This is a genomic window from Stenotrophomonas sp. G4, from assembly GCF_003428825.1.
In the GTDB taxonomy this organism is placed as follows: Bacteria; Pseudomonadota; Gammaproteobacteria; order Xanthomonadales; family Xanthomonadaceae; genus Stenotrophomonas; species Stenotrophomonas indicatrix.
Genome location: NZ_CP031741.1, coordinates 1,589,897 through 1,610,395 on the forward strand (window position 1 = coordinate 1,589,897; position 20,499 = coordinate 1,610,395).

The following is a 20,499-nucleotide window of genomic DNA, read 5'->3' on the forward strand; positions in this document are numbered from 1 at the left end:
GAAACACCGTCCCTCCCAAGGTGACCCCATGACCTGCCGCACATCCGCTCTCAACTGGCTCGACGTTCTCTACAACTCCGTGCGCAAGACGCCCGGCGGTGTGGTGGATGCAGCCGCATTCCTGGCCGACCGTCGTGGGAAGTCGATGCACCCGGAAACCCTTCGCGCGAAGTTGCGTGGGTTGGAGGGTGAGTCGGTAACGATGGAAATCGCCGAACTGCTCACAGAGTGGATGCAGGAGAAAGCGGGCGGCAGTGATTACGCCCTGGACTGGATGCAGGCGCTGGCCGGGCAGTTCGGCATGGCCGTAGCTACGGTTCCGCCGCCGCCTGAGGGCGGCTGGTCGGACGAGATCGGCGCCATCCAGACGAAGTTGCTGGAGATCACCACGCGGGTGGGGCGCTTGTCTGGCACTGCGGTGGAGGCAATGGCCGATCACCACATCGACAGCGACGAAGCCAAGTTGATGGTGGAAGAAGCCAACTCGCTGATCACGATGGCGCACCGGTTGATTCGCAACGTTTCGCGCGCTGCGGCGAAGGGGAGGGCACGAAATGTCTAACTACCCCCAAATTCCCTTGAGTTGGCCTACAGCGCTCGAGATTTATGCAATGACCATTGGAAGCCTCTCCAGCGAGGTGCATCCATGAACGTTCGAGCCCGATCAACTGATCCCCGCAGCAGCCACGCTGCTGCTGCCGACCTTATCGCCAGCGGCGCGCTGCATGCCCAGCATGCCAAGACCGAAGCCGCGGTGATCCGTCACCCCGGGCAGAGCAGCCTTCACCTATCGAAGTTGACTGGCCTGGACCGCCACATGCTGGGCCGCCGTCTGCCTGAACTGGCCAGAGCGGGACGCATTTGGCGCGGCCCGGTCGCGCCTTGCGAAATCACTGGCAAACCCGCCTGTACCTGGTGGCCAGTGGCGCCGGGCGAGAACATGTTGCTGGGGCTCTGACATGTCAACCATCATCATGTCGCAGTGCTGGCCGCTGCAGGGCCTGAGCGTCACGCAGAAGGCTGTCTTGATCTCGCTGGCTGACCAAGCCAACGACGATGGCGTGTGCTGGCCGGCGGTGGGCACCATCGCCGCGCGCTGCTGCATGTCGCCGCGCGCTGTCCGCACCGCCATGGATCATCTGGAAGTCGTGGGCCTACTGACCCGCGACCGGAGGTTCAACAGCAGCACTGTCTACAACGTCACCCCGGCCAAGTTCGACAAGGCCGCAGCGCCGTCGAAGGGCACTCGCAAGACCGGAAAAGCCGGTACTGCATCGGGCGCAGGTGCTGCGCCCCGTGCAGGGGTGCGCCCGTGCAGGTGGGATGCGCCCCGTGCAGGTGGGGATGCAGCGGGCGCAGGTCTGGAGGTGCGCCCCGTGCCGCCTAACCGTCATATAACCACCAATGAACCGTCAGAAGAACCGTCATCTCCGGCGGGCCTGTCGGCCGCGCCGCCGGTGGTGGATCCGGAAACGGAGTTGCAGGCCGCGTGCAGGGCGACATGGGCGGCATACGCCAGCGCCTACCGCATCCGCCATGGCGTGGCACCGGTCCGCAACGCGAAGGTCAACGCCAACGTGAAGCAGCTGGTGCAGCGGCTCGGGCATGCCGAAGCACCGGCCGTCGCCGGGTGGTTCCTGACCGTCAACGAGCGCTACGTGGTGCAGAACATGCACGACCTGGGCTCGCTGCTGTCGAAGTGCGAGGCCTACCGCACGCAGTGGGTCACCGGCAGGCAGATGACCGCGACCAGCGCCCAGCAGCAGGACCAGACCCAGAGCAACGCCAACGCCGCAGACGAGGCCAAGGCCAAGCTGCGCCAGCTGAGGGAGGCGACCAATGCTCACTGACGCCGAGCAGGATCAGCTGGTGGACATGCTGGCCTCTACTGCCGAGGTCATGGGCGAGAAGATCAGCCCCAACGCAGCGACGTACATGGTGCTGGATCTGGCCACCTATCCGCTGCGCGTGCTGGCTGAGGCGCTGACCGCCTGCCGCCGCGAGGTAAAGGGCCGGCTGAGCCTGGCCGCGATCATGGAGCGCATTGACGACGGGCACCCGGCACCGAACGAAGCGTGGGCTGTGGCGATCCGGGCCGCTGACGAGGCGGTGACCGTGGTATGGACCGAGCAGACCAGGGACGCATGGACGGCGGCGCTGCCGCTGGTCGAGGAGGGCGACAAGATCGCAGCCCGGCAGGCGTTTCTGGAGGTGTACGCCCGGTTGGTGAAGAGCGCGCGCGCCGTGGGTGGCTGCGCCGTCTATCAGCCGTCGCTGGGCCATGACGCGAGTGCCCGCGCCGCAGCGCTGCAGCTGGCGGTGGATGCTGGCCGCTTGGCGCACGACCAGGTAGCCGATCACCTGGCGCTGCCGCCGGCCACGCCCGCGTTCAATCCGCTGGCCCTGCTCGCCGGCCGAGTGGAGGCGAGCCCGGAAGCGAACGAGCGCACCAAGCAGCGCCTGGCAGAAATCGCCGAGCTGTTCGGTCCCACTCAGGACGCGGCGGCATGAGGCAGGACCACGTCGAACTGGAGGTGCGCCCTGTGTCCGAGCCGGTGGCGGTGGCCGGCTGGTATCTGGCCTATGGCTACGGGGTCAAGCCGCTGGTGCTGTACGCCACCCGTGGGGCGACCGTTTGGCGCGATGGTTGCCGGCAGATCCCGATCACCCGCTATGCCGGCCCGATCCCGGAGCTGCGCTGATGTGGTCCAACGATCCGGCGCCGACCAAGGAAGAGGCGGCACGCATCGAGTTGGCCAAGACCGGCCCGTGCATGGCCTGCCTGGTGCTGCAGATCCAGCGGCTGTTGGATCCGGAGTTGGTGGTCTACGGCTGCGACTACAACCACGCCAAGAGCGGCAACCGGCGGCGCGGCCACTTTTTCGGCTTCGCGCTCTGTGTATGGCACCACCGCCGCATACCGATGGAGGGGAACACCTTCGCGACGATGCGCCAGATCTACGGCCCGAGCCTGTTGGAAGGCTCGCGGACCTTCCACGAAACCTACGGATCTGATGACGACCTGATCGAGCAGCAGACCTATATCAACGAGCTGAGGGCGACGGCATGAAGAAGACGAAGGCATTGGCACCGAGGTTGAACCCCCAAATCGCGCCCAGGGAGCGGCGGATGGACCACAACACGGTGTCCCGGCCCAAGCGTAGGAAGCCAGGCACATTCGCTGCCGGTCAGGTTGAGACAGTAGAGCAGTTCGAGGCCCGTGGCGGCCAGGTGCAGCGCCTTCCGGCCAGCTGGGAGCAGGCAGCATGAGTGCGCTCGAGTTCACCGCGCGAAGCCTGTTGTGTGGCGCCATGAGGCTGCCACCGGACGGCGTTACTGCCGAGTTGATGATGGATCTCACAATCCCACAACTGGGCATCGTCCCAACCGCCGCCGCTCTCAGTGCGATCCGCACTGCCTTGGTCACGCACTGGAGGCCGATTGCCGAAGCACCGCAGGACGGCCGGCGGCTGATGCTGTGGGACTCGGTGAGCAAGCGGCCGGTGTTCGGCAGCTGGCGCGGGGACAACCCGAAGATCACGCACTACGCGGCCGAGCCGGCTGGCCCCGCGGCGGCCTGATGAACGCAACCAATAAGCCGGCGCGACCGCGCGCTGCACAAGCAAACCACCAAGGGGAAGGCGCATGCGAATGAGCAATGCACGGGAACTGCTGTCCAGCCGGACGGGCCCAAAGACCATGAGCATCGATGGGAGTGCGGGCGGCCCGACCACGCAGGAGATCGTGGCCGCACTGGCGTACGTACCGCACGGGCTGGGGCATGAGTTGCTGCAGGCAATGTGGTGGCCCGAGAGCGGTCAGCGCCGGCGCGAACAGCTGCGCCAGGCCGTCATCGCTTTGGTGGCACCGGAGTTCACCCGCCAGATGCACGAACTGGCCGATGCCCGAACGGAGTTTGGCATCGCCAAGGCCAGCATGGGCTGGTGCGGCGGGACGGTCACCGATGCACAGCGACGCGAGCTGCGCCGAGCAGAGAAGGCGCTGGATGATGCGCGCGCTGCGGCATGGCCGAACAACACGATGGAGCAGCTTGGGGTTCTGGCTGGGGCGGTGATCGCGGAGATGGTCGGGGCATGTGAGTGCGAGCGTTGCGGCGGCAGGAAGGTTGTTCCAGATCCGGCGGGCGCAGGTGTAGTGAACTGCGGAGACTGCGGCGGGAGTGGCTGCGAGCCCTTGAGCGGCCGAAAGCGCGCCGGCGCCATCGGGGCGGATTGGTCGGCCTACAGCCGGTTCTGGCGGCCTGTGTATGAGTGGATGCTTGCCAACTTCCGCGCGGCCGAGGCGCGCGCTGCAAGGCAGTTCAGCAAGGCACTCACGATGACGGCGTAACGATGACTTCCTAGGTCATCGAAATAGGCGGCAATATTGTCACCATCCAATCGCAAGCCCCGGCCCAGCCGGGGCTTTTTCTTTGCCCGCGTCCCAGCCGGACAAACTCTCGTGCCCAGCCGGCGCTAGGGGCGGGCACCCATTAACCGGGAGGGGCTTATGCCGAACCGGACAAGTCACGGGGCCACCATGAAGGACGAGATCATCAGCACTGCGGCCGGTGCCGTGGCCAAAGCCGCACCGCCGGTAACCGTCGCCGGCGCCGTCGCTGCGGGCGCGGATCTAGACCGCGTGGTGGTGGTGTTGACCATCGTCTATCTCGTTGGCCAGATCGCTTACCTCGGGTGGCGCTGGGTCCGCGAGTGGCGGCAGAGGGCGCAGGCATGAGGGCGAAAATCATCGGCGGGACTGCCGCGGCCGTTATTGCCCTGTCCGCCGCTGTGCTGGTCAAGCCGCGCGAGGGCTATGCACCGACGCCCTACATCGACATGGTCGGTGTTGCGACGTACTGCTACGGCGATACGGACAAGCCGGACAAGGCGCACTACACCGAGGCGGAGTGTGCTGCGCGGCTCAACAGCCGCCTGGGCGAATACCTCACCGGCATACAGGCCTGCATCCATGTCCCGCTGGAACAGCACGAGTGGGCAGCACTGCTGAGCTGGTCCTACAACGTCGGGACCACCGCAGCCTGTGGCTCCTCGCTGGTGGGCAAGATCAACAGCGGGCGACCAGCCTCAGCCTGGTGCGCAGAGCTGGACCGTTGGGTCTATGCAGGCGGGAAACGCGTGCAGGGCCTGGTGAACCGTCGAGCGGCTGAGCGTCGGATGTGCGAGGGGCGGTCGTGAATCGCATCGCTATCGCCATCGTCGCATTCGTCGTTTGGTCCGCAGCCATGTTCGGCGCTGGCTGGGCATGGCGCGGTGACCGATCTGAGGGTGTAGCCGCCAAGCAACGCGCGGCCGGTGCTCAGGCAATCGCCGACCAGGTGAATAAGACCCGTGCCACCGAGCAGAGCAAGGCCCTGCAGCTGGCCGACATTGGAGCCAAGCATGAAGAAGACCGGGCTGCGGCCGAGACCGTCCCTGCTGCTGTTGTGGCTGGCCTGCGCAGCGGCAATCTCCGCCTGCGCGACGACCTCGCCACCTGCCACACCGCTCGCCTGTCCGAAGCCGCCGCCGGCGCCATCGAACGTGATGCGCACGCCGAACTACGTCCAGAGGTTGTCGGAGCTGCTATTCGAATCGTCACCGATGCCGAAGACCACGTCCGCGCCTGCCAAGCCGTGATCCAAGCGGATCGCGATCAGCAGTAGCCACCACCAGAATCCCACTCTTACTTGAGGGCCGCCATGTGCGGCCCTCTGCCGTTTTGGTGCCCGGATAGGCCGTGGCACCGATTACCGCCGTAATGGCAACAACAAGGAGCAATTCAATGAGCAAGAACAAGCACATGGACGACAAAGTGATGCAGCGCGCAGGCGGCGGCACGATCGATCAACCGATGGACGAGAGTGGCTGGCAGGTCAGCGGCAGTGTCATCAATAAGGATGGCCGCCCGGTAGGTGCGAGCTTCTCCGGCAACATCAACGGCACTGCTGTCAGCGGGGAAGCAAAGAAGGGCAACGCATTCGTGAAGGTCGGCGCTGACGACTCCTTCCTGCGTCTGAACTACGAGAACGAGCGCGTTTCCGGCACGATCGGCTACGGCGTGGGCACCGAGGAAGCTCGTCTGAGCGGCACCTTCGACAGCAACGGAAACCTCTCCGGCTCCGCCAAGGTCCAGTTCAAGGACACCACGATCGACCTTTCGCCGGCAAGCGTCGGTGTCACTTACAAGTTCAACGAGCAGTGGTCCGGCAGCGTTCGCCAGGAGTTCGGTGGCGGTTTGGGCATCGATTTCAGGGGTAGTTCGTCTTTCGGCGCAGGCACGAGCTTCAGCCTTAGCCTGGGCGCGTCGAGCGGCGGTGGCGGCTCGTGGGGTGTGAACGCCAAGTTCCAGCTGATCCTTCTGGCGAACTAAGGCTGTGCCCGGTCAGCGAAGTCGCTGGCCGGGCAACTTCTTCCTAGCAGATCGAAAAGGGATGACCTGTGCTGATCGTGACAGCTGCCGAGGCCTCTGATGGGTAGCCCAGATGGCGCGAGGCGCCGCATCCTGGCGCTTGGCCGGTTGAAGACCGGCGAGATGAACAAGACAGAAGCCGCGTATGCCGAACGGCTGCGCGCGTTGCAGGCCGCCGGCGAGATCCTGTGGCACAGGTTCGAGGGGCTGAAGCTGCGCTTGGCAGACAACACGTTCTACACCCCGGACTTTGCCGTGATGGAGGCCGACGGTGTCATGGCCTGCCACGAAGTGAAGGGCCATTGGCAGGACGATGCAAGGGCCAAGATCAAGATCGCCGCGTCCATGTATCCGTTCCGCTTCATCGCGGTGAAGGTAAAGGCCAAGCGGGACGGCGGCGGCTGGGCAGTGGAGGAGTTCTGATGGCTGGAGCAGTGATGGCTTCCATCCGCATGCGCTGGTGGCTGCGGTGCTACCTGGCTGCGGTGGTGTGGTTTGCCAAGACGACGGGCATGGAACCGGACTGGGATCGGGTCGAGGGATGGATACGCCGTGGCTTGGTACTGCGAACGACGAGGGTTGCTGATGGACGTTCCACGGATTGAAGAGGTGGCGGCAGCACTGGCCGCTGAGCAGTCTGCGCGCGCTGCAGCAGTCGCCGCCTTGGCCGCGCGCATCGATGGCAGCACGGATGCTCGAATTGACCGCCTGGTCGGGATCATCGAGCAGCAGGGCAAGCAGATGGCCGAGCTGGCAACGCACGTCGGTCTGCTTGTCCAGGCGGTGGCCCTCCTCTTGGGCGAGGAGGCAGGCGCGCCGGTGCAGGACGAAGGTGCCGAGCCAGAGCGCGTCGACCTGGACGGGAACCGGTACTGATGGCGGGGCTGGCCGGTAACCGCCAAGCCAAGCGCGCGTTACCAACGAACAGCAGGGCGTGGCGCGCGCTGCGGGAAACCATCCTGCTGCGCGACCTGTACCGGTGCCAGGAACATGGCTGTGGCGTGCTGTGCGCCGGCAAGGGGCAAGCCCACGTCGACCACGCGGACGGCGATCCGAACAACAACTCTCCGGAGAATCTTCGGACTCTGTGCGTCAGCTGTCACAGCAGGAAGACCGCACGCGAGGATGGCGGCTTTGGCAACACCGAGCGCGTTCTGATTGGCTGCGACGCCGATGGATGGCCCTTGGCGGCGCTGCGGCAGGGCACAGCGCGGCCGAAGTAGAGTGTCTGTTTGCACACAGGTTATCCACAGAAACCTGAACGGGGGGCGAAAAAGTTTGGGTCGATTTGCCAGCGATACGTGCGCCCCCCCAAACGCACGCATCCACAGTTGGAAAGACGACCCTCATTCCTGAACAAAAGTTGCTTTGTTCAGTGAGCGATTCAGACGGTGAAACATGGCAAATCCCCGCACTCCAGCAGCAAAAGCAGCGGTGTCCGGTGCTGCGGCGAAGAATCCGCAGCGGCATCGGAATCGAAAGACGCCGAAGGGACCAAAAGCCATCGGCGCTCCCTACAAGGGAATGACCAAAGAACAGGTCGCCGTGTGGAAAGAACAGGTCGAGAACATGCCTTGGCTGCACGCCGGCCACCGGCTGCTGCTGCGCCAGGTGTGCATCCTCGCCGCGCGAATGGCGACCGACCCGGAGATGGGTGTTTCGGCGATGCAGGCTCTGGGCTCGCTCCTGTCGAAGCTCGGTGCCACGCCGGTGGACGAGACGAAAGTGAATCATGGCCCAGGCGAAGACGAAGACCCGGACGACAAGCATTTCTGACTGCCGGACCAGCGAGTATCCGCTGGCAGTGGTGGAGGGTCGGACCGTTGCAGGCCCGCACGTGCGCAATGCCTGCCGGCGACACCTGAAAGATCTTGAGGACGCTCACGAGAGAGGCTTGTACTTCGACCGCGAAGCGGCGGATAAGAAGATTGCCTTCTTCGAAGACGTGCTGCGGCTGAGTGAGGGGCAGTTCGAAGGGAAGCCGTTCAAGCTACACCCCAGCCAGGCGTTCAAGATCGGCAGCCTGTTCGGTTGGAAACAGGCGGATGGCACGCGTCGCTTTCGGCGCGCGTACATCGAGGAAGGCAAAGGCAACGGTAAGTCGCCGATGGCTGGTGGCATCGCGCTGATCGGGCTTTGCGCCGATCAGGAAGCCGGCGCTCAGGTGTACGCGGTGGCCTCGCACAAGGATCAGGCGGGCATCTTGTTCCGCGATGCCGTCAAGATGGTGAAGGCTTCGCCGGCACTGAAGAAGCGGCTGGAGTTCTCAGGCGGTGAGGGCAAGGAATACAACATCGCCCACCACAAGTCGCAGAGCTACTTCCGGCCGGCGTCCCGTGACGTTGGAAAAACAGGTTCCGGCTACCGCCCCCACTTTGTCCTGGCCGACGAAGTGCACGAGATGGCGGACGGCAAGATCATCGAAATGATGGAGAACGGGTTCAAGTTCCGTCGTTCGCCGCTGCTCTTCATGATCACCAATTCGGGCAGTGACCGGAACAGCGTTGCATGGGCAGAGCACGAGCATGCGGTAAAGGTCGCAGCCGGCCATACCGAGGCCGTCAATGATCCAACCTTCATCGGTGAACCCATCGATGACCGTACGTTCTCCCTTGTGTGCGGTCTGGATGAGGGCGATGACCCGCTGGAGGATCCGCGTTGCTGGTTGAAGGCCAACCCGATGCTGGGCATCACGATCACGGAGGAGTACCTAAAGGCCCGCGTTGACCTGGCCAAACAGATTCCCAGCAAGCTGAACGAGATCCTGCGGCTCAACTTCTGCATGTGGACGGACGCTGACCAGGCGTGGCTCAGCCGCGAGACGCTCGAACCGGCCCTGCAGTCGTTCGGCACATCCCAGCACCACGGCAAGCGCATCCACCTCGGGCTGGACCTGTCGCAGAACCGCGACATTACAGCGCTGGGCGCGGTTGTGGAGACCGGGGCGAAGGAAGTGCTGGTAGAGGTCGAGGGCAAGAAGACGCTGGTCAGCAAGCCGACGTTTGACGCGTGGGTAGAGGCATGGACCCCTGGCGATACGGTCAAGGCCCGCGAGCTACGCGACAAGCTTCCGTACAGCACGTGGATTGCCAAGAGCCACCTGCATGCGCCACAGGGCCAGACGATCAGCTACCGGCACGTCGCGCAAACGGTGGCCGAGTATGACCGAGACTTCGAAATCGCCCAGGTTGCCTACGACCGATACGCGTTCCGCCAGTTCGAAGAGGAAGTCAAAGAACTGGGCCTCTCGGTTTCGTTCGTTGAGCACCCGCAGGGCGGCCTGAAGAAGGGTAAGCCCACAGAGGCGGCCGTGAAGGCCGCTGCCGCAGCAGGTAAGCCGGTGCCGGAAGGTCTCTGGATGCCTGGATCCCTCCGATTGTTCGAAGAAGCACTGCTGGAAGGTCGCGTCCGCTTGCTTGGGAACCCAGTGCTGGTGTCGGCAATCATGTCGGCCGTCATCGAAAGCGATAAGTGGGAAAACCGGTGGCTGTCAAAGGCACGGTCAGTCAACAAGATCGACGCCGCGGTAGCGGTCGTGATGGCCTTCGGCTCCGCACATTCATCGGTCGCGCCCGCCTCTGTCTATGAGCAGCGGGGCATCCGATTCCTATAGGAAACGCAATGTCCAGGTTCAACGAAGAAGATATCAAGTCGCTGGACCGGATCTGGAATCCGCCGCCGGCGGCGCCCCAGGGCGCACGGGCTGAGGCCGGCCAGTTCACGGGGATGGATGACCCCGCGCTGTTGGAGTTCATCCGGGCGCAGAGCGGGCAGGGCGGTGGTGGCTATCAGCTGCGCAACATGGCGGTGCTTCGCTGCCTGTCTCTGATCTGCGGGACCATCGGCATGCTGCCGCTGAACGTGATCGAGTCTGGCGGGAAGAAGCGGATAGCCGCCGAGCACCCCGCGCACCGCCTGCTCAAGGTCAAGCCGAACCCGTGGCAGACGCCGTTGGAATTCAAACGGCAGATGGAGCTTGCCCGGCAGCGCCACGGTGACGCATACGCGCGGGTCGTATGGTCAGCAGGCCGGCCAATCCATCTCATCCCGTTGGACTCTCCCGCGGTGCGTGCTGAGCTTGGCGACGACTGGCGGATGATCTACCGCTTCAACAGCAAGAAGCGCGGCGAGGTGGTGCTGAAGCAGGAAGAGGTGCTGCACATCCGCGATATCTCCGTGGACGGTGTCACCAGCTTGTCGAGGATGAAACTGGCCGACCGGGCAATTCGCCTGGCGCTGGATGCGGAGCGGGCGGCCAGCCGCATCTTCGAAACCGGCAACATGGCCGGTGGTGCTATCGAAGTGCCGAACGCGCTAAGCGATATCGCCTACGGCCGCATGCGCGGGTCGCTGGACACCGAGTATGCCGGCGCTGCAGCAGCACAGAAATGGATGCTGCTGGAAGAGGGAGCCACGGCCAACAAGTTTGGCAGCACGGCGCAGGAGGCGCAGCACGTCGAGAACCGGAATGCCCAGGTGGAGGAGGTGGCCAGGCTCTACGGCGTTCCGCGCCCGCTGCTGTTCCTGAGCGATACCAGCTGGGGCACCGGCATCGAGCAGTTGGGCATCTTCTTCCTGCAGTACACGATGCTGGAGCACTTCACCAACTGGGAGCAGGCGGTGGCGCGATCGCTGATTCCAGAGCGCGACCTGGAGCGGTTCCAGCCAAAGTTCAATGTACGGGCACTGATGCGCGGGACGCTCAAGGATCAGGCCGAATTCTTCAAGGCCGCCCTCGGCTCCGGTGGCACCAAGCCGTTCCACACGCAGAACGAGATCCGCGACCTGCTGGACTACCCCGAATCGGACCAGCCAGGCGCCAACGACTTGATCAACCCCATGACACAGAAGGGAAAGAGCGATGAGCCTCCGGCAGCTGCCTGAAATTCGTGCCGAGCGACGGCTCGGCGCCGCCCAGTTCGACATGCGGCCCGATGCGCTGGAGCGCTGGGAGCCGGAAGTCCGTGCTGCCGGCAACGACGCAAACAGCATCTCCATCTACGATTCGATCGGCGAGAACTGGGAGGGCACCGGCGTTACCGCCAAACGGATCAGCGCCGCCCTGCGTGCGATTGGCAGCAAGGATGTGGTGGTAAACATCAACTCCCCCGGCGGTGACTTCTTCGAGGGCGTTGCGATCTACAACCTGCTGCGAGAGCACCAAGGCCGCGTGACGGTCCAGGTGATGGGGCTGGCTGCGTCGGCCGCATCGGTTATCGCCATGGCCGGCGATGAGATCCTGATGGGCGACGGGGCGTTCCTGATGATCCACAACGCGTGGGCGGTGGCCATCGGTAACCGGCATGACATGGCGGACGCGGCAAAGCTGCTGGAGCCCTTCGACGCTGCCATGGCAAAGGTCTACGCCGCTCGCTCGGGTGTCACCGAGGCGGAAGCGGCTCGCATGATGGACGAGGAAACGTGGATCGGCGCCGCCCAGGCCGTGGAAGATGGCTTTGCCGATGGCCTGCTCGACGGGGGCGCCGCCACGAAGGATGCCAAGCAGGCATCGGGCGGCCGCAAGGCGCTCGCCTTGGTGGAAGCCGCCATGGCAAAGGCTGGCCACTCCCGATCCATGCGACGCGACACCCTCAAATCGCTGTTCAACGGCAAGCCGAGCGCTGCCGACTCTGCCATGCCGAGCGCTGGCGGCAACGAAACCACGGCCCTGCTGCAGGGCCTTCTCGACAACATCAAAGGCTAAGAGGCCCAACAATGAACATGAACACCCACAGCCGCGTTCCGCGTGGCCTCGTTTCCGTGCGCGCCGATGGCAGCCAGCCCGAGGTGAAGGCGCTGGTGGATAGCCTGAACAAGGCATTCGACGACTTCAAGGCCGAGCACAACAAGCAGTTGGACGAGATCAAGAAGGGCAATGCCGATGCACTGCAGGCCCTGAAGGTCGACAACATCAACGCCGATATCACGCGTCTGCAGGCTGCGGTCGACCAGGCCAACACCCAGATGGCCGCGTTCCAGATGGGCGGTGGTGGTGCCGCCAGCGACGTGGCCGACGCCGAGTACACCGAGTCGTTCCGTGCTCACTTCCGCAAGGGTGAAGTGCAGGCTGCCCTCAACAAGGGCGCGGCCGACGAAGGCGGCTACCTGGCACCGGTCGAATGGGACCGCTCGATCACCGACCGCCTGGTCATCGTCTCGGACATGCGACAGCTGGCCAACGTGCAGCCCTGTTCGGGTGCCGGCTTGACCAAGCTCTACAACACCGGCGGCACGTCCTCGGGCTGGGTCGGCGAAGAAGACGCCCGCCCGGAGACCGCGACCTCAAAGCTGCGCCCGCTCAGCTTTGGCTGGGGCGAGATCTACGCCAATCCGGCCGCAACCCAGCAGCTGCTGGACGATGCCGAGATCGACCTGGAGGCATGGCTGGCCGGCGAGGTCGAGCTGGAGTTCGCCAGGCAGGAAGGCGATGCGTTCTTCTCTGGCAATGGCGTCAACAAGCCGTTCGGCCTCCTGACCTACGTGGAAGGTGGCGCCAACGCCGCCAAGCACCCGTTCGGCGCCATCAAGGCCGTGAACAGCGGTGTTGCAGCCGGCATCAACGGTGACAGCATCCTGGACCTGGTCTACGACCTGCCGTCCGCCTTCACCGCTGGCGCCAAGTTCGCGATGAACCGCAAGACCCAGGGAGTGGTGCGCAAGCTGAAGGACGCGCAGGGCAACTACCTGTGGCAGCCGTCGCTGGTGGCCGGTCAGCCTTCCACCCTGGCCGGCTTCGCCGTGCAGGACGTGGCGGCTACGCCGGACGTTGCGGCAAACGCGATTGCCGCGCTGTTCGGTGACTTCAAGCAGACCTACACCGTGTACGACCGCAAGGGCGTGCGCGTGCTGCGCGATCCGTACACCAACAAGCCCTACGTCATGTTCTACACGACCAAGCGTGTGGGCGGCGGTGTGCACAACCCCGAGCCGATGCGTGCCCTCAAGATCGCGGCTTCGGCCTGATCACCCACCCGTCGGGCGGCCTCGCGCCGCCTGGCTTCAATCCAGTGTTCGAGGAGCCGCAATGGCAAAGCTCATCAAGCCCTTCCGCGGGGTTCCGGAAGGCAAGATCTATCCCATCCAGTTCGCTGCCGGCGACGTTTGTCCGCCCGAACTGGAGGCCGGTGCACTGTCGGTGGGCGCGCTGAGCTTGATCGCTGACGCCCCGCCGCCGCTGGTGCTGTTGGGCTCCAGCCTGCAGCCGGCGCGTTTTGAGTTCGCCGATGGAAGCGAACTGTCTCTCGGTGATGTGGTCAGCAAGGCGCATGCGGCTTCGGGCCTGACGGTTGAAGCCTGGAACGAGCAGAGCGAAGAAGTCCGAGAGATGGCAATCGCTGAGACGGTGCAGGGCCTGATTGCCGAGACCGACGAGACCGCCAACAAGCAGCAGGCAGGCGGCGACAAGGCGGCCCTGATCGTCCAGCTGGAGGCGGCCGGGATTCCGTTCGATAAGCGCTGGGGTGCCGAAAAGCTGGCCGCAGCACTGGCCGAGGGGAAGAAGGACTGACATGCCCATCGTCTCGCTCGCACAGGCCCGCTCGCATGTGCGAGTCGAGGCCGACTACCCCGCAGAGCAGTTGCAGGGCGCGATTTCCGGCTCGCAGGATGCTGCGCAGGCATACCTCAATCGGCGGATCTACGAGGACGCCAACGCCTTGGCACTGGCAAGGAGTGGTTACCCAACCGCAGTGAAGGCCGCTGCGCTTGCGAGAGACCAGGCGTTGGCAGACGCGGTGTTCATTGAGGATGGGAATGAGCGCACCGCGACAATCCGCCTGTCGGAAATTGCGTACCGTGAGGCCATCGCTGAAGCGGAGGCCTGCATCCACGGAGTCGTTGCTAACCCAAGCATTTTCTCCGCCATCCTGCTGACGCTCGGCCACCTCTACGCGAACCGAACCGACGTCGTTGTGGGAGCGCAGGCGGTAGAGCTTCCCAATGGCGCCAAGAGCCTCCTGCGCCCATATCGAAGGGTGATGATGCCATGACGCTTCAGGACGGCGATCTGCAGAATCGCATCCGCTTCGAGCGGAAGACCCCTGTGCGCGATCCGCTCGGCGGCCAAGACAAGCCGGTATGGGCTGAGGTTGTGTCCGTGTGGGCCAAGGCCACCAACAACCTTGCGGCCACCACCGAGGCTGTGGCTGCCGGCGCCGACCGCTACCGCGAGCAAGTCAGGTTCGATATTCGCCCGCGGCAAGTCGACCCTCAATGGCGGATCGTGTTCCGTGGTCGCGTGTTCGATATCAAGAGCATCGCGCCCAGTAACGACCGTAGCGAGATGGCAATCATCGCCGTAGCGGGGTTGACCAATGGCTGAGCAGGTATCGATTCAAGGCCTGGCCGGCTTGCTGCGATCGCTGCGGGAGGCGCCCAGGGCAGTGCAGGGAAGTGCGGTCCGAGCTGGTATGCGCAAGGGCGGCAATGTGATCCGGGACGATGCGAGGCGCCGTGCGCCGAAGGCGTCGGGGTTCTTGGCCAGCCAGATCATCACGCGACGAGCCAACGCGCAAAGCAGGTCCCGCGCAGGCGTGGGCAAGGACGGGGAGTACTTCACGGTGGGGGTAAAGTCCGGCCGCCGACGCAAGTACGCCAACACCAAGCGCAACAAGCAACGAGGCCGGGCGGGGAAATCCTATGTTGATCGCGGCTGGGCCTACTACTGGCGGTTCCTGGAATTCGGTACGAAAAAGCAGCGGGCCTCGCCGTTCCTGACACCGGCCGGCGAAGCGAAAGGGCCCGAGGCGGCGCAGGTGATCATCGATGAGACTCGGGCCGTGCTCGACAAGCAGCTGAGGAAGGAGGGCTGGAGATGATGGTTCCCCTGATCCAATCCCTGCTGGAGGACGATGCAACCGTCCGGCAGGTGCTCGGCGACCCCGCCCGCCTATTCCTGGGCAGCGCGCCCCAGGACACCCCGCTCCCGTACGCAACGTGGGAAGTGGTCGGCGGCTCACCGACCGCGATGCTCTCCGAACCACCGCCGGCAGACGGCTGGCGGGTCCGCATGACCGTATGGGGCGAGGTCCTCAGCCAAGCCAACGGCGTTGCCGCCGCCATCCGCGATGTGGTTGAGCGCGTGGGCAGCATCGAGTCGTACAACCCGACGCCCGACAGCGACGGCACGGATGCGATAGGCATTTCGTTCGACGTACGGCTCCTGCAACTGCGCTAGCCTCTTCTGGGGAGGTGACTGATCAAAACTGGAACCACCGTGGAACCTGTGATCGATCCAGCGACAAGTGAGATTACGAGCTCGGTCGGCGTGAACGGGATCGTAAGGTAGTTTTGGGTTACCCATATCGCGATTCCGCCAGCGATAAGGAGGATCAATGCCAGACAGAAATAGAAGATCGGAGTCTCGAACTTGACCCAACGGAAGAAAGCCCGGAAGGGATGTGTGCCGGCATCAAAAAGCGCCCCGAACAAAAATCCTGGAACAAAGGAGCAGAGTGATCCAACCGCGATCGATAATTGGATGCTAGTGAGGGTATCTCTATCCTCGTCAATCGCGCCAGAAGAAATGGCCTCATAGGCCGCCCATGCAGTGACGATGATCATCAGTAGAGCAATTGATCCCTGCCATGATTCGCGCGCCCCGCGGTTGAGAGGGTAATCAATTTGAGTTCTTCGACTTGCGCAGGTCTTGCAGTGCGTTCCTTTATCTTCAGTAGCTTCATCGCGTACAGAGTTCATCCTTATTTTCCTGGCGCAATAGGTGAGGTGCAAAGATATCTCAGATGACAGCCCCCGGCGCAAGCCGGTTTTTTTATGCCCGTTTTAGGGCCCTAATGGAGGTAAACCGTGGGACAGGTAATCAAGTCGAAACACTCACAGCTGTTCGTCGCCATCGGCGCTGCCGAGGTCATCAAGGTGACCCGTCTGCGTTCGGTCGGCTTCCCTGACGGCCAAGCATCGGAGATCGATATTTCCGACTACGACGACGACTGGGATCAGTTCGTCGCTGGCCGCAAGCAGACCGGCAGTACCAGCATCGAGATCATCTACGACAGCGTGGATCACGAGAAGCTGGAGCAGCTGCACGAAACCGGCGCCGTCGTGAACTGGCTGGTGACCGCGCCGCTCTCGGAGACCGAGGGCGTGGAGAAGCCGGTGGCAGTGGACGGTAAGATCACCCCGCCGACCACGGTTCTGTCCAAGCAGTTCGACGGCTTCGTGCAGAACTTCGCCGTCACCAGCCAGGACAACGACGTGTGGAAAGCCACGATCACCATCCGCGGCTCGGGCGCCGTCACCACGCACCGCCCGACGCCCTGATCGGCGTAACGGCGCCTTCTCTCTTTTCGGCCCACTTCGGTGGGCCTTCTCTTTGGCAGAGCGCGCGGATCCTCCGCGTGTTAGCCGTGCGCGGCCCGCGCGCCCTGTCGCCATTCAAGGAAACGGCCAATGAGCAAGACCAACGACACCCCGGAAACCCAGCCGCAGCAGCCCGTGAACATTCTGGAGTCGTTCACCAGCCTGGGCATGTTCGCTTCGAAGGATGTGCACGCCGACACGATCACCCTGCCCAATGGCGACAAGGCGCAGTTCCACGTGCGCGAGCTGCCAGATGTGGAGTTCCGCAAGCTGTGGAGTGAAGGCGACCGCGCCAAGCTGATCGCGGCAGCTATCTGCGACGAAGACGGCAAGCCCGTTATGAACGTGAAGCAGGCCGCCCAGCTCAAGCCGCTCGTGGCCGCCGAACTACAGCGCGTCGCCATGAAGCACTCCGGGTTCGGTGAAGAGGCCGCGCAGGCCCAGGCCGACGCGGGAAACGACTAAGGCAGCGTGGCGAGGACTGGTTCTGGAAGGTCCTCGCCTGGCACCTGCGGCGCACGGTGTCCGAACTGCAGGCGACCATGTCGCGTCGCGAGTTCCTCGAATGGTGGGAGTTCCACAAGCGGAACCCCATCGACCCCGTGAGCCTGCACCTGAAGCCCGCTGCCTTCGTCGCGTACATCACTGCCTCGCACAGCCAGGGCGGCACCAAGCGTGGCATGCAGCACTACCTGGACGCCCTCGTGCCACGTTCCGATGAGGACGAGGCGGAGGAATGGTTCGAACGACTGGGATAACCATGATCGACACTTTCGGGCGCTTCGCCGCCACCCCAATCGGCCCGGTACTCGCCGCGCGTGATGGGGGGCTGACTCTGGCCACCACCGGTGCCACTGCGCTGGCCAGCCACGCACGCTCCGATTTCAGCCTCGATGCCGGCACGGTAGGCGTGGAGTTTGCTGTTTGGGGCGACGATCCCATCTCCGCTCTTGTCGGGTTCGCCTCCGCTTCGGCGGCGCTGAACAAGGCGCTTGGCGCAGAAGTTGCCAGCATTGGCTGGGACCTTGGTGCCGGGCGCCTGCTGCAGGCTGGTGGAGGGATCGCAACCGGGCTGCCGGTTGTCGCCCATGGCGACATTGTCGGGCTGCAGGTGGTGTTCGGCACCCCGCGTCAGCTGCGTCTGTTCCTCAACGGTGTGCAGGTGCATCTGCAGGAGCTTCAGCTGTCCGGCCCGCTTTACTTCGCCGCGTCGTTGGGTGCCACCAAGGCCGGCGGTCTTTGCTTGGCGGTCAATGCGGGGCAGTGGGGGCCGCGTAGCGAAGCGGCGGCGGCCGGTTGGCGGTTCCCTACTGCAGCTGCCACGGCCACGCGCCTGGCCGACGTTGACTGGCTTTCGGCCCCGGGCGATAGCCCCGCAAACGCCCGATATGAGGGGTTGGTGGCCGAGGGCGTCAACCTGATACAGGAACTGGCGTTCTGGCCATGGGGCGGTGATCCGGTGTCCCAGGCTGCGGCGGCCGAGTGTGTCGTGGTCGATGCAGATGGCCTGCTGGACGGAATGGCAGGAACGGGGGCCTCTGGCAGCTCGGTGCAGATCCTGCTGGCCTCTGAAAGCGGCATGCGAGCCGACGCCATGCCCGCGTTTCGCTGTGCGATCGAGCAAGTCGAGGTCAACGACGACGGCACGAAGACGCTGCACCTGCGCGATGCGCACGACTATCTGGACGAGACGATCAACCGGGGCGTGTTCCTGCCGAACATTGCCTCGCTGGCGTGGAAGCCGCAGCCGGTGGTGATCGGCGCAGTGGCCAGCATCCCGGCGATGGGGGCCAACTCGGATGCGACCTCCATGTTTGTGGCGGACGGCCGGGTGTACATCAACGCCGTGATGGATCGCGGCGACCTGATGGAGACCAACACCTATAACGAGGCGCCCGACGGTCAGCAGCTGCTGTTGAAGTCCCCGCCGGTGACGCCGGTCGTTGTTGACGCTTCCAGCATCGGCGGGGGCATGATGCCGGCCCGGCTGGAGCAGGCGGTGGGCGACATAATGGCGCGCCTCGGTCGCGCTGCCTGGTCATCGAGTGACTGCGCGGTGATTGACCTGGTCTCGGGCTATCTGGGCATCGGCTACTACGCGGGAACGGCCATCACGGGCCGAGCGGCGCTGAACGCGATCTTGCCCAGCTACGGGGCAGGTTGCTATCAAGATCCAGCGGGTGTGCTGCGCTTCGTGCGCGTGACCGCTCCCGAGGCGCACGTGGGCGAATTTGCCTTCGACCTGTCCGAGGCGGATCTGGCGGCAGATCTGGTCATGGTGCCCGACGATGCACCGAACCTGACCCGGCGCATGGCATACCGGCCCAATGGTCAGGCGCTGGCTGCATCCGACTTGGTCACCGACGTGGTCGACGTGCCGCAGCCCCGCCGCGACGAGCTGACCGGGCTTTTCCGGGGGCAGGTATACGGGGCAGGCCCGCTGCACGCTCACTACCAACGGGCTGAGGCTGCCGATCCTGTGGTCTCGCTGTTCTGGCATGCAGCCGATGCGCAGATTGAGATCGACCGCATCCTTGGCATGTACCAGGTGCAGCGCTACTTCTACCAGCTCGCGGTGCGTGGTGATCAGGATCTGGCGCCGCTGCCGGGGCAAATTGGCAGGCTCACCTACAGCCGCTACGGCCTCGAAGACGGCAAGCCGGTGCTGGTGCGGCGCGTGGAACGCAACCCTGCCACGGGGGACGTGGTGCTGACGGTGTGGGGATGAAGACGTGCTGATTGGATATGGAATGCCGGCTGTCCAGACAGTCACCCTCACCGGTGGAACCTGGCTGAGCGCGGATCAGGGCTCGGCGCTCTTCGATGGCAAGCCAGGGCGGGCATCGCGAATCCGGCGCACGGGTTCGCTGGCGATCACGATCACCCTCGCCGATGCCGTGGTGCCGGCCATCGTCGCCGTGCTCGGACTCAACCTGCCCCCGGGCGTGCCTGTCACCGCCGCCGGCGCGACCGGCACTACGGTGAGGTTGCCGGACGGCAGCGTGTGCGCCTGGCTGTTTCCCGAGGAGGCTCCACTGCTGTCGACGGTGTCGGTCGAGATTGCCACGACCGCAACGAACGTGGATGTAGGCGAGATCGCGATCTTTCAGGCTGTGGACGTGGGGATCACCGATGGTTGGGCGGTGGCCACGATCGATACCAGCGTGCACACGCGCACGAAGGGCGGCCAGGTCAACACGGTTCCAGGTGCGCTGTACCGCAGACTGACTTGCAACCTATCCGGCCGGGCAACGGACGTTGTGCGCGGAGGCGGTTTGAACGGGACCGATTGGGAGATGATCGGCGCGGCGCTGGCTGGCCGTCGCCGATCCTGTGTCATTCCGCAGTACCGGGACATGAGCACCAAGGCGTTCAATCCGCTGTTGGCCGCCCGATCAGCACTCTACGGCTACCCGACGCAGCTGCCTTCGGCCGAGAACATCAGCCGCCAGTACTTCTCCGGGTACATGGAGTTTGAGGAAGTCCCTGCGTAGCTGGCATGATCCCTGAAAATCTAGGGAGGTTCTATGAACTTTGGGAAGTTGTTCGCACCGTTGCTGCTTGTGGCGTTGGCTGGTTGTTCGTCGCCCAAGGATGACGGCTCAAAGAGAGCCTTGTTGAACTGCATGAGCGCAATTCAGTCGGCTTCGGATAATCCAAGTGCTACGAAGGTCCCGTATTCCAAGGACTGGGGAACGGCTGGAGAGCACTATTTTTCCTGGCCGGCAGGGTCAGGCCTGATCTTGGCTACAAAAGGCGGGGCCGCGCAGC

At 64.3% G+C, this 20,499-nt stretch carries 31 protein-coding genes; 30 read left to right on the top strand and 1 reads right to left on the bottom strand.

Going from position 1 to position 20,499, the window contains the following annotated elements:
• Positions 1-28 precede the first annotated feature (28 nt).
• The 25 genes from D0Y85_RS07470 (at position 29) to D0Y85_RS07600 (ending at position 15,586) form a co-directional block, all read left to right on the top strand.
• Positions 29-562, top strand: coding sequence for a phage regulatory CII family protein (locus D0Y85_RS07470; protein WP_117310019.1), 534 nt, complete (start codon positions 29-31; stop codon positions 560-562).
• Positions 563-646: 84 nt separating this feature from the next.
• Positions 647-958, top strand: a complete 312-nt coding sequence (locus D0Y85_RS07475) for a winged helix-turn-helix domain-containing protein (RefSeq protein ID WP_117310020.1) — start codon at positions 647-649, stop codon at positions 956-958.
• 1 nt (position 959) lies between these two features.
• Positions 960-1,850, top strand: a complete 891-nt coding sequence (locus D0Y85_RS07480) for a helix-turn-helix domain-containing protein (protein WP_117310021.1) — start codon at positions 960-962, stop codon at positions 1,848-1,850.
• Positions 1,840-2,511: a hypothetical protein gene (locus D0Y85_RS07485; protein WP_117310022.1), complete on the top strand. Its 672-nt coding sequence runs from the start codon at positions 1,840-1,842 to the stop codon at positions 2,509-2,511. Before D0Y85_RS07480 ends, D0Y85_RS07485 begins: the two co-directional genes overlap by 11 nt.
• Positions 2,508-2,702, top strand: a complete 195-nt coding sequence (locus D0Y85_RS07490) for a hypothetical protein (RefSeq protein ID WP_117310023.1) — start codon at positions 2,508-2,510, stop codon at positions 2,700-2,702. Before D0Y85_RS07485 ends, D0Y85_RS07490 begins: the two co-directional genes overlap by 4 nt.
• On the top strand, positions 2,702-3,070 hold the full coding sequence (locus D0Y85_RS07495) for a Ref family recombination enhancement nuclease (RefSeq protein WP_117310024.1): 369 nt from the start codon (positions 2,702-2,704) through the stop codon (positions 3,068-3,070). Before D0Y85_RS07490 ends, D0Y85_RS07495 begins: the two co-directional genes overlap by 1 nt.
• Positions 3,071-3,266: 196 nt before the next feature.
• The gene (locus tag D0Y85_RS07505; RefSeq protein WP_117310026.1) at positions 3,267-3,581 is read left to right on the top strand and encodes a hypothetical protein; all 315 of its coding nucleotides are present in this window, start codon (positions 3,267-3,269) and stop codon (positions 3,579-3,581) included.
• A gap of 70 nt (positions 3,582-3,651) precedes the next feature.
• Positions 3,652-4,350 carry a hypothetical protein gene (locus D0Y85_RS07510; protein ID WP_240329359.1) on the top strand — a complete coding sequence of 233 codons (699 nt, stop codon included), beginning with the start codon at positions 3,652-3,654 and terminating at the stop codon, positions 4,348-4,350.
• Between the two features lie 189 nt (positions 4,351-4,539).
• Positions 4,540-4,737, top strand: coding sequence for a hypothetical protein (locus D0Y85_RS07515; RefSeq protein ID WP_117311878.1), 198 nt, complete (start codon positions 4,540-4,542; stop codon positions 4,735-4,737).
• Positions 4,734-5,198 carry a lysozyme gene (locus D0Y85_RS07520; RefSeq protein WP_117310028.1) on the top strand — a complete coding sequence of 155 codons (465 nt, stop codon included), beginning with the start codon at positions 4,734-4,736 and terminating at the stop codon, positions 5,196-5,198. Before D0Y85_RS07515 ends, D0Y85_RS07520 begins: the two co-directional genes overlap by 4 nt.
• On the top strand, positions 5,195-5,665 hold the full coding sequence (locus D0Y85_RS07525) for a lysis system i-spanin subunit Rz (RefSeq protein ID WP_117310029.1): 471 nt from the start codon (positions 5,195-5,197) through the stop codon (positions 5,663-5,665). Before D0Y85_RS07520 ends, D0Y85_RS07525 begins: the two co-directional genes overlap by 4 nt.
• Positions 5,666-5,784: 119 nt before the next feature.
• Positions 5,785-6,372 carry a hypothetical protein gene (locus tag D0Y85_RS07530; protein WP_117310030.1) on the top strand — a complete coding sequence of 196 codons (588 nt, stop codon included), beginning with the start codon at positions 5,785-5,787 and terminating at the stop codon, positions 6,370-6,372.
• 162 nt (positions 6,373-6,534) lie between these two features.
• The gene (locus D0Y85_RS07535) at positions 6,535-6,834 is read left to right on the top strand and encodes a DUF1064 domain-containing protein (protein WP_205420746.1); all 300 of its coding nucleotides are present in this window, start codon (positions 6,535-6,537) and stop codon (positions 6,832-6,834) included.
• 162 nt (positions 6,835-6,996) lie between these two features.
• Positions 6,997-7,287: a hypothetical protein gene (locus D0Y85_RS07545; RefSeq protein ID WP_117310033.1), complete on the top strand. Its 291-nt coding sequence runs from the start codon at positions 6,997-6,999 to the stop codon at positions 7,285-7,287.
• Positions 7,287-7,634 carry an HNH endonuclease gene (locus D0Y85_RS07550; protein ID WP_117310034.1) on the top strand — a complete coding sequence of 116 codons (348 nt, stop codon included), beginning with the start codon at positions 7,287-7,289 and terminating at the stop codon, positions 7,632-7,634. Before D0Y85_RS07545 ends, D0Y85_RS07550 begins: the two co-directional genes overlap by 1 nt.
• Positions 7,635-7,809: 175 nt before the next feature.
• Positions 7,810-8,187, top strand: a complete 378-nt coding sequence (locus D0Y85_RS07555; RefSeq protein WP_227417098.1) for a hypothetical protein — start codon at positions 7,810-7,812, stop codon at positions 8,185-8,187.
• Complete coding sequence (locus D0Y85_RS07560; RefSeq protein WP_240329360.1) at positions 8,144-10,024, top strand: terminase TerL endonuclease subunit; 1,881 nt, start codon at positions 8,144-8,146, stop codon at positions 10,022-10,024. The genes D0Y85_RS07555 and D0Y85_RS07560 overlap by 44 nt, the downstream gene beginning before the upstream one ends.
• An 8-nt stretch (positions 10,025-10,032) precedes the next feature.
• Positions 10,033-11,295 (top strand): phage portal protein, encoded by a 1,263-nt coding sequence (locus D0Y85_RS07565; RefSeq protein ID WP_117310036.1) that lies wholly within the window; start codon positions 10,033-10,035, stop codon positions 11,293-11,295.
• Entirely contained in the window at positions 11,273-12,115 is an 843-nt protein-coding gene (locus tag D0Y85_RS07570) for a head maturation protease, ClpP-related (protein WP_117310037.1), read from the top strand. Before D0Y85_RS07565 ends, D0Y85_RS07570 begins: the two co-directional genes overlap by 23 nt.
• Positions 12,116-12,132: 17 nt before the next feature.
• Complete coding sequence (locus tag D0Y85_RS07575; RefSeq protein ID WP_240329362.1) at positions 12,133-13,374, top strand: phage major capsid protein; 1,242 nt, start codon at positions 12,133-12,135, stop codon at positions 13,372-13,374.
• A 61-nt stretch (positions 13,375-13,435) separates the two neighbouring features.
• On the top strand, positions 13,436-13,918 hold the full coding sequence (locus D0Y85_RS07580; RefSeq protein ID WP_117310039.1) for a hypothetical protein: 483 nt from the start codon (positions 13,436-13,438) through the stop codon (positions 13,916-13,918).
• A 1-nt stretch (position 13,919) separates the two neighbouring features.
• Positions 13,920-14,399: a head-tail connector protein gene (locus D0Y85_RS07585; protein WP_117310040.1), complete on the top strand. Its 480-nt coding sequence runs from the start codon at positions 13,920-13,922 to the stop codon at positions 14,397-14,399.
• On the top strand, positions 14,396-14,731 hold the full coding sequence (locus tag D0Y85_RS07590; protein ID WP_117310041.1) for a phage head closure protein: 336 nt from the start codon (positions 14,396-14,398) through the stop codon (positions 14,729-14,731). The genes D0Y85_RS07585 and D0Y85_RS07590 overlap by 4 nt, the downstream gene beginning before the upstream one ends.
• Positions 14,724-15,227, top strand: coding sequence for an HK97-gp10 family putative phage morphogenesis protein (locus tag D0Y85_RS07595; protein WP_117310042.1), 504 nt, complete (start codon positions 14,724-14,726; stop codon positions 15,225-15,227). Before D0Y85_RS07590 ends, D0Y85_RS07595 begins: the two co-directional genes overlap by 8 nt.
• On the top strand, positions 15,224-15,586 hold the full coding sequence (locus D0Y85_RS07600; RefSeq protein ID WP_117310043.1) for a DUF3168 domain-containing protein: 363 nt from the start codon (positions 15,224-15,226) through the stop codon (positions 15,584-15,586). The genes D0Y85_RS07595 and D0Y85_RS07600 overlap by 4 nt, the downstream gene beginning before the upstream one ends.
• On the opposite strand, the gene D0Y85_RS07605 is transcribed toward D0Y85_RS07600, so the two are convergent.
• Positions 15,583-16,107 (bottom strand): hypothetical protein, encoded by a 525-nt coding sequence (locus D0Y85_RS07605; protein ID WP_162887624.1) that lies wholly within the window; start codon positions 16,105-16,107, stop codon positions 15,583-15,585. The two genes, D0Y85_RS07600 and D0Y85_RS07605, sit on opposite strands and share 4 nt — an antisense overlap.
• A gap of 108 nt (positions 16,108-16,215) precedes the next feature.
• Here D0Y85_RS07605 and D0Y85_RS07610 point away from each other — a divergent pair, with 108 nt between their 5' ends.
• The 5 genes from D0Y85_RS07610 (at position 16,216) to D0Y85_RS07630 (ending at position 20,222) form a co-directional block, all read left to right on the top strand.
• Positions 16,216-16,689: a phage tail tube protein gene (locus D0Y85_RS07610; RefSeq protein ID WP_117310045.1), complete on the top strand. Its 474-nt coding sequence runs from the start codon at positions 16,216-16,218 to the stop codon at positions 16,687-16,689.
• 129 nt (positions 16,690-16,818) lie between these two features.
• Complete coding sequence (locus D0Y85_RS07615; RefSeq protein ID WP_117310046.1) at positions 16,819-17,193, top strand: hypothetical protein; 375 nt, start codon at positions 16,819-16,821, stop codon at positions 17,191-17,193.
• A 56-nt stretch (positions 17,194-17,249) separates the two neighbouring features.
• Positions 17,250-17,486 (top strand): hypothetical protein, encoded by a 237-nt coding sequence (locus D0Y85_RS07620; RefSeq protein ID WP_240329365.1) that lies wholly within the window; start codon positions 17,250-17,252, stop codon positions 17,484-17,486.
• A gap of 2 nt (positions 17,487-17,488) precedes the next feature.
• Positions 17,489-19,456, top strand: a complete 1,968-nt coding sequence (locus D0Y85_RS07625; protein WP_117310047.1) for a hypothetical protein — start codon at positions 17,489-17,491, stop codon at positions 19,454-19,456.
• Between the two features lie 22 nt (positions 19,457-19,478).
• Complete coding sequence (locus D0Y85_RS07630; protein WP_117310048.1) at positions 19,479-20,222, top strand: hypothetical protein; 744 nt, start codon at positions 19,479-19,481, stop codon at positions 20,220-20,222.
• Positions 20,223-20,499: the final 277 nt, after the last annotated feature.

Coding starts and splice junctions, on each gene's coding strand:
- D0Y85_RS07470 (WP_117310019.1), top strand. CDS start 29: ATGACCTGCCGCACATCCGCTCTCAACTGGCTCGACGTTCTCTACAAC.
- D0Y85_RS07475 (WP_117310020.1), top strand. CDS start 647: ATGAACGTTCGAGCCCGATCAACTGATCCCCGCAGCAGCCACGCTGCT.
- D0Y85_RS07480 (WP_117310021.1), top strand. CDS start 960: ATGTCAACCATCATCATGTCGCAGTGCTGGCCGCTGCAGGGCCTGAGC.
- D0Y85_RS07485 (WP_117310022.1), top strand. CDS start 1,840: ATGCTCACTGACGCCGAGCAGGATCAGCTGGTGGACATGCTGGCCTCT.
- D0Y85_RS07490 (WP_117310023.1), top strand. CDS start 2,508: ATGAGGCAGGACCACGTCGAACTGGAGGTGCGCCCTGTGTCCGAGCCG.
- D0Y85_RS07495 (WP_117310024.1), top strand. CDS start 2,702: ATGTGGTCCAACGATCCGGCGCCGACCAAGGAAGAGGCGGCACGCATC.
- D0Y85_RS07505 (WP_117310026.1), top strand. CDS start 3,267: ATGAGTGCGCTCGAGTTCACCGCGCGAAGCCTGTTGTGTGGCGCCATG.
- D0Y85_RS07510 (WP_240329359.1), top strand. CDS start 3,652: ATGAGCAATGCACGGGAACTGCTGTCCAGCCGGACGGGCCCAAAGACC.
- D0Y85_RS07515 (WP_117311878.1), top strand. CDS start 4,540: ATGAAGGACGAGATCATCAGCACTGCGGCCGGTGCCGTGGCCAAAGCC.
- D0Y85_RS07520 (WP_117310028.1), top strand. CDS start 4,734: ATGAGGGCGAAAATCATCGGCGGGACTGCCGCGGCCGTTATTGCCCTG.
- D0Y85_RS07530 (WP_117310030.1), top strand. CDS start 5,785: ATGAGCAAGAACAAGCACATGGACGACAAAGTGATGCAGCGCGCAGGC.
- D0Y85_RS07535 (WP_205420746.1), top strand. CDS start 6,535: ATGAACAAGACAGAAGCCGCGTATGCCGAACGGCTGCGCGCGTTGCAG.
- D0Y85_RS07545 (WP_117310033.1), top strand. CDS start 6,997: ATGGACGTTCCACGGATTGAAGAGGTGGCGGCAGCACTGGCCGCTGAG.
- D0Y85_RS07550 (WP_117310034.1), top strand. CDS start 7,287: ATGGCGGGGCTGGCCGGTAACCGCCAAGCCAAGCGCGCGTTACCAACG.
- D0Y85_RS07555 (WP_227417098.1), top strand. CDS start 7,810: ATGGCAAATCCCCGCACTCCAGCAGCAAAAGCAGCGGTGTCCGGTGCT.
- D0Y85_RS07560 (WP_240329360.1), top strand. CDS start 8,144: ATGGCCCAGGCGAAGACGAAGACCCGGACGACAAGCATTTCTGACTGC.
- D0Y85_RS07565 (WP_117310036.1), top strand. CDS start 10,033: ATGTCCAGGTTCAACGAAGAAGATATCAAGTCGCTGGACCGGATCTGG.
- D0Y85_RS07570 (WP_117310037.1), top strand. CDS start 11,273: ATGAGCCTCCGGCAGCTGCCTGAAATTCGTGCCGAGCGACGGCTCGGC.
- D0Y85_RS07575 (WP_240329362.1), top strand. CDS start 12,133: ATGAACACCCACAGCCGCGTTCCGCGTGGCCTCGTTTCCGTGCGCGCC.
- D0Y85_RS07580 (WP_117310039.1), top strand. CDS start 13,436: ATGGCAAAGCTCATCAAGCCCTTCCGCGGGGTTCCGGAAGGCAAGATC.
- D0Y85_RS07585 (WP_117310040.1), top strand. CDS start 13,920: ATGCCCATCGTCTCGCTCGCACAGGCCCGCTCGCATGTGCGAGTCGAG.
- D0Y85_RS07590 (WP_117310041.1), top strand. CDS start 14,396: ATGACGCTTCAGGACGGCGATCTGCAGAATCGCATCCGCTTCGAGCGG.
- D0Y85_RS07595 (WP_117310042.1), top strand. CDS start 14,724: ATGGCTGAGCAGGTATCGATTCAAGGCCTGGCCGGCTTGCTGCGATCG.
- D0Y85_RS07600 (WP_117310043.1), top strand. CDS start 15,224: ATGATGGTTCCCCTGATCCAATCCCTGCTGGAGGACGATGCAACCGTC.
- D0Y85_RS07605 (WP_162887624.1), bottom strand. CDS start 16,107: ATGAACTCTGTACGCGATGAAGCTACTGAAGATAAAGGAACGCACTGC.
- D0Y85_RS07615 (WP_117310046.1), top strand. CDS start 16,819: ATGAGCAAGACCAACGACACCCCGGAAACCCAGCCGCAGCAGCCCGTG.
- D0Y85_RS07625 (WP_117310047.1), top strand. CDS start 17,489: ATGATCGACACTTTCGGGCGCTTCGCCGCCACCCCAATCGGCCCGGTA.
- D0Y85_RS07630 (WP_117310048.1), top strand. CDS start 19,479: ATGCCGGCTGTCCAGACAGTCACCCTCACCGGTGGAACCTGGCTGAGC.